This window comes from Luteibacter rhizovicinus DSM 16549, from assembly GCF_001887595.1.
In the GTDB taxonomy this organism is placed as follows: domain Bacteria; phylum Pseudomonadota; class Gammaproteobacteria; order Xanthomonadales; family Rhodanobacteraceae; genus Luteibacter; species Luteibacter rhizovicinus.
The window spans coordinates 4,267,150-4,278,614 of record NZ_CP017480.1 but is presented as its reverse complement, the minus strand read 5'-3'; the positions used below and the strand labels follow the sequence as shown (position 1 = coordinate 4,278,614).

The following is an 11,465-nucleotide window of genomic DNA, read 5'->3' as shown; positions in this document are numbered from 1 at the left end:
AGAATTTACTCAATCTTTCGTTAAAGAATACGGAAGTTGCTTCAGCAACGCTACAGCCAGAAGTCGGGGTCCTTTCTGAGCCCTTTCAACTAGCCCCGCTTGTGCTCCTGATTCCACTTCTTAAGATTCTTCAACGGGGCCTTCACGTACGGGCTCGCCTGGATCAGCGCGAAGATCGCGCGATTGAATAGCGCGCCGATCCTGTCCGAGGGCCGGTCGATGTCGATGAACAACACCGCCCGATACTCGTCCGTATCGTTGTGGACTTCGTGCTCGTAGCTGTCGTCGAACAGGACGACCTTGCCTTCGTGCCAGTGCAGGATCTGGTCGTCGACCCGGATCCACACGTTCTCCCAGTCCTTTGGCACCTTCACGCCCAGATGGGCCCGGATTACCGCACGGGTGGGTCCCTTGTGGGCGGCGATGCGGTACTGCGGCTTCAGGATCGAGAACATCGCCGTACGCATGCCCGGGATGCCGTCCAGCGCCGCGGCGGTGTTCGGGCATACGGCGCAGTTCTCGTCGACGCGCTTGCTGTAGATGTAGAAGCCGAACGTCTTCCAGTTGTCGCCCTTGGAAATGCGCTTCTGGTCGGGAGACAGCTGGTGGAACGCCGGGATGTCTTCCGGGTGCAACAGCAGGTGGTCAAGCTCTTTACGAATCTCGGGCCAGGCCGCTTCCAGCTTCGGCACCCAGTCGAACACCTCGTTACCGATGACCGGCGTCGTCGGCACGAGCGAATGCTTCGCCTGGAAGTCGCCACTCCAGCGCAGAAAGCGCTTGCCACCCTGGATCAGGGCGCGGCGCCACAGCGGTGCTTTCGATGCCGTCGGAGTAATCGTATTCACGTCTGTTCGGTTATCTGAAAGGTGGGCGTTGGTCGGCAAAACCTCGTCGCGACGCGCGCTAGGCGGCAGCGTCGTGAACGAAGGGAAGCGTCGAGGTATGCGAAGTGATGGCTCCCAGCGCCTTTTGCAATACGTCGGCGTAGGGCACGCGGGTGTCCAGATCGAAGAGGGGTGCGCCGTTGAACCGGAGCCGCCTCATGACTGCGATCTTGTCGTTCAATTCGGCCGTGCCGTGATCGGGCTTGCGGCCCTGTGCGGTGGCGAGGTCGATGTCCAGCTTGATCACCAGCGCGGGGCGAATCTGTGCCATGCGCTCGTACAGCGCCTGCTCGCGCGCGGCCAGCTTGCGCACCAGCCAGTGGTGGCTGCGCGCCATGCCCAGGCCCGGGCCGTCATAGCGGAAACCGGCGATTTCCGCCTGCGGATAGCGATCGGTGATCACCGTCACACCACTCTCGGCGAGGCGAACCACACGTCGCAGGTGAGCGGCACGCCACAGCGACAAGCCGTACATGACCAGCGCACCGAAGGCATTGGGCAACTTGTTCTTCATGTCCTGCGCGTGCGCGGCCTTGGCCGCGAGGCGCTTCTCCAGGCGAGGACCGATCAGCGGCAGGCGCTTGATCTTGTCGCCGGTTTCGCCGGACACCAGGCCGAGATAGCGACGCACGGCGGAACCGTCCTGGCCCAGCACCTTCACCAGGTCGTGGGTAAGCGTCGACTTGCCGGTGCCGTCGCAGCCGACGACCGCAATGAGTCCATGGACGGTGTTCATCGAAGCTGCCGTCACGCGGCGGCCACCTGGGCCGGCGTTCCGTTGAGTGCCGCGTGAATCGCGCTGAGCGAATCCTTCAGCACCGAAGCCGCTTCATCACGAGCATCGAGGTCGAGAATGGACGCGCCGTTGAAGCGGAGCAGCGGAAAGCCTGCGGCCTTCTCGCGCAGCGACGACAGTTTGTGGTCGGGCTTGCGTGCGTGCGCGGTTTCCGCGTCGACGTTGAGGCGGATCACCAGCAAGGGAACGCTGGTCGCCATCCATTCGTAAAGGCGGCGCTCGCTCGCACGCAAGCGGCGGACCCACCAGTTGCCGCCTTCGGTCTTTGCCAGCTGGGGACCGTCGAAACTGAAACCGGCTTTCTCGGCCTGCGGGTAGCGGTCGGTCACCACGAGGACGCCACGGCTGGCCATGGCCAGCATGCGACCGAACTTGTGGGCGCGCCAACGGGAAAGCAGATAGATAGCCAGGGCGGTCACGTTGCCGGGAGGAGCGGACGGGCGGTCGTGGACCTTGTCCGACTTGCTTAGCAGGTAACGGTTGAAGGACTTGCCGATAATCGGCAGCGTCGCAATCCATTCACCGATGCGGCCCGATGATTGGCCCAGGTACAGCGCCTCGGTCGGACCGTGCTCACGCAGATGGGCGACGAGATTCGCTTGCAGCGTCGACTTGCCCGAACCATCGCTCCCGGTGAGGGCGATGACAGGCAGGGAGCGCGAGGCATGGAGTAAGGATGGACTAGGCACACCAGATCCCCGGTTTGTGCTTGATGGCAACAATTTTATTACATTGTTCATACTTGCGTCTACCTGAGTGCAACTTCGCCTTCACAAACGCGAAGATGCGGCCTACGAATTGTCTCAATGTGGCTACACGCTGGTATCATTTCAATGACACATTTATTAACGCGGGTACGGTAATGCGGGCAGAATCCGGCGCAATGGCGCCGCTGATTGCGATAATCGGTAGCGATGGCTCGGGCAAGTCCACCGTCGGTGACCATATCCTCGAGTGGATCGGCCGTTACGGTCCGGCAGGCCGGGCGCACCTGGGCAAGCAGTCGGGAAACGTGGGTCGTGCCATCGGCCAGTTGCCGCTGGTCGGCGGCGTCCTGGACCGGGTGATCAACCGAAAGGCGGATGATGTAAACCGTCGCCTCAAGGAAGATAAGCAACCCACGCTGTTGCCGGCACTGGTCATTACCGCCTTCACCTTGCGACGCAAGCTCCGTTTCAAACGGATGCTCGCCATGCGTGAGCGGGGGCTCATCGTGGTAACCGACCGTTTTCCGCAGGTGTCCGTGCCGGGCGCCTACGATGGCCCCGGGTTTCCGGAGACCTCGGGTGGATCACCGGTCGTGCTCGCCCTGGCTCGCCGCGAAAAGGCAGTGTTCGAGTGGATGGCGAGCCACCGTCCGGACCTCGTGCTGCGCCTCAACGTCGATGTCGATACCGCCTTCGCACGCAAGCCGGATCATCGCCGGGAGGCCCTGGCCCGCAAGATCGCCGTGACGCCTCGCCTGACCTATGCCGGTGCTCCGATCGTCGACATCGACGCCAACCAGCCGCTCGAACAGGTGTTCAAGGATGCCGAGGCGGCCGTGGCGAAGATCATGGCCGAGCGCGGTTATACCGTGAAATAAGCGGTTTTACGGGGCGACGCGCGGGCTGACCGCGCCGTAGGGCGGGATCGATACCGACGCCGTCGTCGCGTCGTGGCTGATCGCCCCGTACGGAAGGATCGAGGCCGATGCGGTCGCGACGGCCGGGCTCATGGCACCGTACGGAAGCACCGAGGCCGAGGAAGCCGCCGCGTCGTGGGCAACGGCGCCATACGGCGCGATCGTGGCGACCGATGCGGCCGCCGACGAGGCGACCACGGTCGCTGCGGTGTGGTCTTGGGAGGCCCAGGCGCCCGCGCCGGTGACCAGCAGGGCAAGGGGAAGCAGGCGGAGCGGCGAACGGGCGAAGGCGAGGGCGGTCATGGCGGTTTGGTCTGAGAGTGATCCTCCTATGTTGCGCCGCACCAGAAAAGTTATCCAATTGTTAATTGCTATGGGCGCGATAGCGGCGGTGAATGCCGCCGGGCCCTTGGCAGCCGCTGCACCGGCGTCGCCAGCAACAGACGATGCGGTCTACCTGCATCCCGCAAGACAGGTCGTCGTGGAGCCCGGCCGGCGGCTCAACCTCTATTGCATCGGCTCAGGGAGTCCAACGGTCCTACTCGAAGCCGGGCACGGCGACGGGCTGACCACCTGGGCGCGCGTACAGCCGGCGATCGCCAGGCTGACGCGCGTGTGCTCGTATGACCGGGCAGGCTTCGGCTTCAGTGATCCACCGAGAAAACCCGGAACCATTCAACAGGCGGCCGATGATCTGCGCGCTCTGCTTGCCAGGGCGAGCATTCGTCCGCCCCTGGTGCTGGTCGGTCACTCGATGGGTGGCATGGTCGTCCGCCTTTACGCCGCCGAGCATCCTGACGACGTCGCGGGAATGGTGCTGGTCGACGCCACCAACGAGGGTCAGGCGGAGGGTTATAACCGGGTTGACGGGCGATCGCATGCGGATTGGGATCGAGCGAACCAGCGAGACTTCCGGGAAGCGGAGCAGTGCGTGGTCGCTGCGGCCGCAGGAAAGCTCGTCGCGGATACGCCGATCTATGCGTCGTGCGTTGCGGAATACGATCCCAACTTCGGTCCGCGTTTGAATGCGCAGCTCATCAGGCAGTCGCAGTCTTATGGCGCGCAGCGCGCGATGGTGTGGGAGCAGGAGAGCACCTTCTACGCGAGCACCGCGCAGCTCGCCGCAAAGCCCGGGGCGTATGGAGCTATGCCTCTTCTCGTGCTGTATCGCGGTTCCGACTCGCGCCGACGGGGACAGTCGCAGGCGCAGGCAGACGCCGAATATCACATGCTGGTCGGTCTGCATGACAGCGTTGCCGCCCGTTCGACGCAAGGTGTGGCGCAGGTCGTTCCGGACACCGGGCACTATATCCAGATGGACGCTCCCGACGTCGTGATCGACGGGATCACGCATGTTCTGTCGCAGGTACAAAAGCCAAGCGTCGCGGTGCCATCGACGCACCCGTAGCCTGTTAGTCCACATACCCTGATAACGACCCTACTTATCGGCGGAGTCCCGACGCGCGATAAAGCCCTCCGGATCAAACGGAGATGACTTCATGCGCGTATTTCTTACTGGTGCGACCGGCTTTATCGGCTCCCGCGTCGTTCCCGAACTGCTGGCCGCCGGGCACCGCGTGATCGGGATGACCCGGTCCGATGCCGGGGCACAATCCCTGTCCGCTGCCGGTGCCGAGGCGCACCACGCCACCCTGGAAGACCTCGAAAGCATTCGTGCCGGGGCGGCCAAAGCCGATGCCGTGATCCACACGGCCTTCGATCACGACTTCTCCCAATTCGTCGCCAACTGCGACAAGGACCGGCGCGTCATCGAGACCCTGGGTTCGGTGCTGAAGGGGTCCAGCCGCCCGTTGATCATCACATCCGGCACCGGTATGGGTGCGCTGAATCACAGCGGCATGGCCAAAGAAGACGTTTTCAACGCGAACAACCCGAACCCGCGCGCCGCGTCCGAGATCGCCGGCAATGTTCTGCTGGACGCGGGAGTGAACGTGTCGGTGGTGCGGCTGCCGCAGGTACACGACCCGGTGAGGCAGGGACTGGTATCGCCCTACATCGACATCGCACGAGCGAAGGGCAAGGTGGCTTTTGTTGGTGAAGGCCGGAATCGCTGGCCGGCGGCCCATGTGCTCGATGTCGCGAAGCTTTATCAGCTGGCGCTCGACAAAGGAAAGGCGGGTGCGCGTTACCACGCGGTGGCCGAAGAAGGCATCGCCGCGCGCGATATCGCCGAGGTCGTGGGGGCCGGTTTGCAGCTGCCGGTGGTTTCCCTGTCGCCGGAGGAAGCGAAGGAACACTTCGGCTGGTTGGCCATGTTCATCGGCATGGACCTGCCGGCCTCCAGCGCCTGGACGCGCGAGGTCCTCGGTTGGCACCCGACGGGACCGGGCTTGATCGCCGATCTGAAGCAAATGGATTACGCGGTCGAGACGTCGCACTAGAACGGCGTGTCGCAAGTTCTTGCTTAGCGGATGCTCACTTGTATGGACGCGTCCGCTGCGCAAGACTCCCGGCGGGGAATTCCGCTGAGAGAACACGACATGCAGACTCGTATCCAGGGCACGGTGATGCCGGTGCTGGAAGTACAGCTCGATTCGGGCGAAAGCGTGTTCGCCGAGAGCGGCGAGCTCTCCTGGATGACGGCCTCGATCCAGATGACCACGCACACCCAGATGGGTGGCGGCGGTGGACTGCTCGGTGTGTTCAAACGCGTGGTCGGCGGTGGCACCCTGTTCATGACCGAGTACCGGGCCTCGCGCTTTGCTGGCGAAGTCGCCTTCGCCACCAAGGTGCCGGGCCACATCGTGCCGGTAACCTTGAATCCCGGTAACGAGTACATGGTGCATCGTCACGGTTTCCTGTGCGCGACGCCGCAGGTCACGATCGGTGTCGGCTTTCAGCAGTCGCTCGGCGCAGGCATCTTCGGCGGCAGCGGCTTCATGTTGCAACGCGTGGGTGGCACGGGCACGGCATGGCTCGAACTGTCCGGTGAACTCATTCGCAAGGATCTCAAGCCGGGCGAAACCCTGCGAGTCCATCCCGGACACGTCGGTGCCTTCGAAGCGTCGGTCGGCTTCACGATCACTACGGTTCCCGGCATCAGGAATGCCTTGTTCGGTGGCGACGGTATCTTCCTCGCCGCGCTTACCGGCCCGGGCACGGTATGGCTGCAGACGCTGCCGATCTCGCGGCTCGCGCATCAGATCGCTGAATACATGCCCGGTCGTGAGGGCGCCGGTCGCGCCGGTGTCGGCGGTGCGCTGCTTGGCGGCATCGTTGGCTCGTTGATGAGTCGCGACGACAACTGATCGACCCGATGCTAAGCGGAACGCCTGTCCGAGGTTGCATTGCACTGATCGGTCCAGATGCCGATATCGTGTATCTCGCGCTCCGCTTCGGAGAGCAGACGATCGACGGCTGCGGCCAACTCGCCAGGGGTAGGGTCTTCACCTGCCAACAGTTCTACCGTGCGCGCACGCGTCGCAATGACGCGTGAGCCGCTGCGCTCAGCGACACCCTGAATACGCCTTGCGAGGCGCCCGACTTCCTTCTTGTCTCCGGCGACTGCGGCGTCGGCGAGAAGAAGCAGGTCGATGATGATGGACGACGATGGGCTGAGGGACATGAGACTCCCCGAATAGCAGATAGTGAAGCCTGTAGTTTTCCCGGTTCCATGTGGTGCCGGTCTCGGCATGGGGTGACGGCCGCTTCATGGATGTGATGCAAGCGCGTGCAAAGCGCTAAACATCAATAACTGGAACGCGCGTGGCGCCGTGTGGTGCACACCGGCGGTCCCATAGGTTCGAGAGAGATATTGAAATATCATTGACACGTAAATGATAACAGGCTAACAATGGATCCCGGGGCAAGCCATTCGCTTATCACGGGGGAGTCGTCATGCGGCATCGCTATCTTCAGCACAATCGCCGTGCTGTCTGCGCAGCCATCGCTGTCGCGTTGATCGGCGCAACCAGCGCCGCGCCTGGTGCGGATGCGCCGCAGGAGCCGACGCCGGAAGCGACGCGCAAGCAGGCGGCGGATTTGCCAGCGGTGGTGGTGACCGCGAACAAGCGCACGGAAAAATTGCAGGACGTCCCGATGGCGGTGTCGGCGATCTCCGGCGACGACCTGAAACGTGCGGGCGCGAACGGTTTCGCGGACTACGCCACGCAGGTGCCCGGCCTCAATGTCATATCGACGTCGGAAGGCCAGACGCAGCTCGTGCTGCGAGGCATCACCTCTGGTAGCGGGCAGGCCAACTCCGCCGTCAGTACCTATATCAACGATGCGCCGTACGGATCGAGCACGGTATATGCCGGCGGCGGTCTGCTCACGCCGGATCTCGATCCCGCCGATCTCGAGCGCATTGAAGTGCTGCGTGGCCCGCAGGGCACACTTTATGGCGCCAACTCGCTCGGTGGCCTGGTCAAGTTCGTGACCGTGCCACCGGATGCCACGCGCGCTTTTGGCTATGTGTCGACCGGATACAGCAGCGTGAAGGGCGGCGGCAGCGGCTTCAGCGAGCGCGCCATGTTCAACGTGCCGCTGATCGCCGATACGCTGGCACTCCGGGTCAATGCCTATGACCGGAAGGATCCGGGGTACATCGATAACGTCGCGACGGGCAAGTCGGACGTCAACGAGGCGACGGTCCGCGGCGGACGTGCGGAGGTGCGCTGGACACCCACGAAGACGCTCTCGGTGAGCCTGTCGGCGCTGGCGCAGAACCTCGACAGCGATGGGCTGGCGAACACCGGCGTGGATGTCGATCCTGCAACGCTGCAACCACTGTATGGCTACCAGAAGCAAAGCCGAGCGGCGGGCACGGGCTTGTTCAAGATCAAGTACCGCCTGTACGACGCATCGGTCAATGCCGACTTCGGCTGGGCGAAACTGGTCTCGTCGAGTAGTTACAGCACGCAGAAGGTCAACACGGACCAGGACGTCACCGCGGCCTACGGACCGGTCCTCAACCCGGCTTTCGGACTCGATAACGGCGGCTATTCCATTACCGATCCGATCACCCTGGGCAAGTTCACCCAGGACCTTCGCTTGCAATCGCCCGAAGACCAGGCGCTGGAGTGGCGTGTGGGCGTGTTCTATACGCGCGAAAGCACGACCAACCAGCAGCTGGTGAATGGGTTCGATGCCACGACGGGCGCGCCGCTCGACCTTCCACCACTGGGTGCCATCAGCGTAGGTCCGGGCATCTTCAAGGAATGGGCCGGCTATGCGGATCTGACCTGGCATGTAACTTCCCAGCTCAGCATCCTGGTCGGCGGACGCTACAGCAAGGACAAGACGACATTTACCCAGACCGGCTCCGGTCTGCTGGTAGGGGACATCGGCTTCACCACCCGCAGCAAGGACACCCCCACCACCTTCCTGTTCAATCCCAGCTTCAAGTTCAACGACGATGTCATGGCTTATATCCGCGTTGCCTCGGGCTTCCGGCCTGGCGGCCCGAACGTGGGCGTGCCGCCGGGCCTGGGTGCGCCGGTGAGCTTCGGGCCGGACAAGCTGACCAGCTACGAGTTGGGCTTCAAGGCGACGATGCTCGACCGGCGCATGTCCCTGGACGCCGATGTCTTCTACATCGACTGGAGCCATATCCAGTTGACCTCGACGGCTGGTGGTTTCAGCTTCCTCGGCAACGGTGGCAAGGCGAAAAGCCAGGGCGTCGAGGCCAGCTGGAAATACGCTCCCGCCCGTGGGCTCGTGCTTTCCGCGAATACCAGCTATACCGACGCCGCGTTGACTGCGGATACACCGCCGGGATTGTTCGGGTACGACGGCGACCGTTTGCCCTGGGTGCCGAAATGGAACGCGACGATAGGCCTGGATTACGACTTTCCCATCGGCGGAGGCTGGTCGGGCTCTGCCGGTGCTACCTACAACTACGTCGGCGGACGCAAGACGGATTTCCTTCCGGTTCCCGGCCCGCGCCTGAATGCGCCGAGCTACCACGGCATCAATCTGCATGCGGGTTCCTACTACGGGGCGTGGACGCTGCAGGCCTACGTCAAGAACCTCACCAACCAGCGAGGTATCACCTCGCTTACGTCCGAGACGATCGACCCGCAAGGCAGCCCGTTCGCAGCCTCCTACGTGCCGCCGCGCACCGTGGGCGTCAACGTCACTTATGACTTTTAAGTCGCCCGCCAGCCCGGCATGGGAGCGCTCATGAATCGCTATACCAGGACCATCGCGGCCCTCGTCATCACGTGCGGGATAGGCGTCGCGTCGGCGCAGGTGCCACAGCCGCTCGCTCCCGCGCCCGTCAAGCCGGCATCGACACCCGCTGTCGCAGAGGCGGCCGAGGCCGATGCGGCACCCGCGCTGACGGGCAGGGACCTGTCGACGTTCTTCGATGGTTTACTTCCATTTGCACTCCAGCGGGGCGATGTCGCTGGCGCCGTGATCAGCGTGGTCAAGGACGGCAAAGTGGTTTTCGCCAAAGGCTACGGGTATGCCGACCTGAAGACGTTGGCGCGTCCATCACCGGAAACCACGCTGTTTCGTCCCGGCTCGACATCCAAGCTCTTCGCGTGGACGGCGGTCATGCAACTGGTCGAGCAGGGCAAGCTGGATCTCGATCGCGACGTCAACAGCTATCTGGATTTCACGCTTCCTCCGCTGGACGGCAAGCCGATCACCCTGCGCGACCTGATGACGCACACGCCGGGATTCGAGGAAAGCGCGAAAGGTCTCATCACCGCCGTGGGGACCCACCCGTTGACGCTTGGTGAGTACCTGAAGAGTCATGTGCCCGCGCGTATCTTTCCGCCAGGCCAGATCGTGGCCTATTCCAATTATGGATGCGGCGTGGCTGGCTACATCGTCGAACGCGTATCGGGTGAGCGTTTCGAAGACTATGTCCGGCAGCACATCTTTGCGCCGCTGGACATGCAGCATTCCACCAACGATCAGCCGGTGCAGGGCGCGCTGGCGCCGTTGATGGCGAGCAGTTATCTGACTTCCTCGTCGGGTGAGGCCCAATCGTTCGAGGTGGTCAATCCCGTTCCCGCCGGCGGCATGAGCAGTACGGCGATCGATATGTCGCACTTCATGATCGCTCAGCTCGAGGGTGGGAGTTACAACGGATCGCGAATCCTTCAGCCGGCCACGGTCGCGCAGATGCACAGCCCGCAGCGCACGGCGGCGCCGGGGCTCAACGGATTCGATCTCGGCTTTTACCAGGAGGATAGCCATGGTCAGCGCATCGTCGGGCATGCGGGCGACCTCGACTATTTCCACACCGACTTGCATCTGATGCTCGACGCCCACGTGGGTTTCTTCATCTCGATGAACAGTGCGGGGAACGAGGGTGGGGCTGGCGTGATCCGGGCCGCCATGTTCCGCGCTTTCCTCGATCGTTATTTTCCCGACAGCACGCCGGCGCCGCCGACCGTGTCGAGTGCGAAGGCCGATGCGGCACGGGTGGCCGGGTGGTACCAGTCCAGTCGTCGCAACGAAAGCGCGATGCGCCCTCTCTACCTGTTGACCCAGATCAGCGTTGTGGCCATGCCCGACGACACCATCGCGGTGTCGGCCTTGACCAGCGACGCGGGTGTACCGCTGCATTGGCGCGAGGTGGGACCGCTGACCTACCGCGAGGTCAACGGTAGCCGGAAGCTGGCCTTCGTCACCGATGCGCAGGGCGCGATTCGCTACTGGGCCACGGATGCCGAGCCGCCCGTGTTCGTGTTCCAGCCGGCGACGGGTTTCCGGTCGTTGGGCTCGGTGCGTTGGCTGGCGTCGCTTTCGCTGCTGATCGTGGTGATCACGCTGGTGAGCTGGCCGCTGGGGCGGGGGGTGCGCAGGCATTACCGTCACGAACTGCATCTGACGTCCGCACAGATTCGCACGCGACGCCCGTCGCGCCTGGGCGCGCTGGCCTTGTTTGCCGCGGTGTTCGGTTGGCTGGTGCTGCTCGTGGTGCTGACCGCGACCAATGCGGTGCCGCTGGTGCAGGGCACGATCACGCCTTGGCTTTACGTGCTCTATGTCCTGGGTGTCGTGGGGTTGATCGGCGCCGTCGCGGTCGTTGTGCACGCGGTGCGGGCCTGGATGGCGCCTCGCCGCGGTCGGTGGGTGCTCATTGGCGAAACCCTGCTGGCCCTTGCGGCCGTCTATCTGGCCTGGTTCATCGTGGTCTTCGGTCTGGTCAGCTTCAGCGCTCGTTATTGAGCGAACG

At 63.5% G+C, this 11,465-nt stretch carries 11 protein-coding genes; 6 read left to right on the top strand and 5 right to left on the bottom strand.

Translation table 11 applies throughout. From position 1 onward, the window contains the following. Positions 1-89: 89 nt before the first annotated feature. Genes BJI69_RS19530 through BJI69_RS19520 form a run of 3 tightly spaced genes read right to left on the bottom strand, consistent with a single transcriptional unit; the run spans position 90 to position 2,372 of the window. Positions 90-848, bottom strand: coding sequence for an aspartyl/asparaginyl beta-hydroxylase domain-containing protein (locus BJI69_RS19530; RefSeq protein ID WP_211258486.1), 759 nt, complete (start codon positions 846-848; stop codon positions 90-92). A gap of 58 nt (positions 849-906) precedes the next feature. Further along, a complete protein-coding gene (locus BJI69_RS19525) occupies positions 907-1,623 on the bottom strand; it encodes a nucleoside/nucleotide kinase family protein (protein ID WP_046967515.1) in 717 nt (238 codons plus the stop codon). A gap of 11 nt (positions 1,624-1,634) precedes the next feature. Continuing rightward, positions 1,635-2,372 (bottom strand): nucleoside/nucleotide kinase family protein, encoded by a 738-nt coding sequence (locus BJI69_RS19520; protein ID WP_211258487.1) that lies wholly within the window; start codon positions 2,370-2,372, stop codon positions 1,635-1,637. Between the two features lie 194 nt (positions 2,373-2,566). Between BJI69_RS19520 and BJI69_RS19515 the strand changes: the two genes are divergently transcribed. After that, positions 2,567-3,268 carry a nucleoside/nucleotide kinase family protein gene (locus BJI69_RS19515; protein WP_046967516.1) on the top strand — a complete coding sequence of 234 codons (702 nt, stop codon included), beginning with the start codon at positions 2,567-2,569 and terminating at the stop codon, positions 3,266-3,268. Positions 3,269-3,274: 6 nt separating this feature from the next. On the opposite strand, the gene BJI69_RS22680 is transcribed toward BJI69_RS19515, so the two are convergent. Further along, the gene (locus BJI69_RS22680; RefSeq protein WP_046967517.1) at positions 3,275-3,610 is read right to left on the bottom strand and encodes a hypothetical protein; all 336 of its coding nucleotides are present in this window, start codon (positions 3,608-3,610) and stop codon (positions 3,275-3,277) included. Between the two features lie 28 nt (positions 3,611-3,638). Between BJI69_RS22680 and BJI69_RS19505 the strand changes: the two genes are divergently transcribed. The 3 genes from BJI69_RS19505 to BJI69_RS19495 all read left to right on the top strand — a co-directional run bounded on the left by BJI69_RS19505 (position 3,639) and on the right by BJI69_RS19495 (position 6,576). Next, positions 3,639-4,715: an alpha/beta hydrolase gene (locus BJI69_RS19505; protein WP_052767158.1), complete on the top strand. Its 1,077-nt coding sequence runs from the start codon at positions 3,639-3,641 to the stop codon at positions 4,713-4,715. Between the two features lie 91 nt (positions 4,716-4,806). Then, complete coding sequence (locus tag BJI69_RS19500; protein WP_046967518.1) at positions 4,807-5,709, top strand: SDR family oxidoreductase; 903 nt, start codon at positions 4,807-4,809, stop codon at positions 5,707-5,709. A gap of 99 nt (positions 5,710-5,808) precedes the next feature. Continuing rightward, positions 5,809-6,576 (top strand): TIGR00266 family protein, encoded by a 768-nt coding sequence (locus BJI69_RS19495; protein ID WP_046967519.1) that lies wholly within the window; start codon positions 5,809-5,811, stop codon positions 6,574-6,576. A gap of 11 nt (positions 6,577-6,587) precedes the next feature. On the opposite strand, the gene BJI69_RS19490 is transcribed toward BJI69_RS19495, so the two are convergent. After that, on the bottom strand, positions 6,588-6,893 hold the full coding sequence (locus BJI69_RS19490; RefSeq protein ID WP_046967520.1) for a hypothetical protein: 306 nt from the start codon (positions 6,891-6,893) through the stop codon (positions 6,588-6,590). A 272-nt stretch (positions 6,894-7,165) separates the two neighbouring features. Between BJI69_RS19490 and BJI69_RS19485 the strand changes: the two genes are divergently transcribed. Both BJI69_RS19485 and BJI69_RS19480 read left to right on the top strand, forming a co-directional pair. Next, a complete protein-coding gene (locus BJI69_RS19485) occupies positions 7,166-9,421 on the top strand; it encodes a TonB-dependent receptor (protein ID WP_046967521.1) in 2,256 nt (751 codons plus the stop codon). Positions 9,422-9,451: 30 nt separating this feature from the next. Continuing rightward, positions 9,452-11,458 carry a serine hydrolase domain-containing protein gene (locus BJI69_RS19480; protein WP_046967522.1) on the top strand — a complete coding sequence of 669 codons (2,007 nt, stop codon included), beginning with the start codon at positions 9,452-9,454 and terminating at the stop codon, positions 11,456-11,458. Positions 11,459-11,465 lie beyond the last annotated feature (7 nt).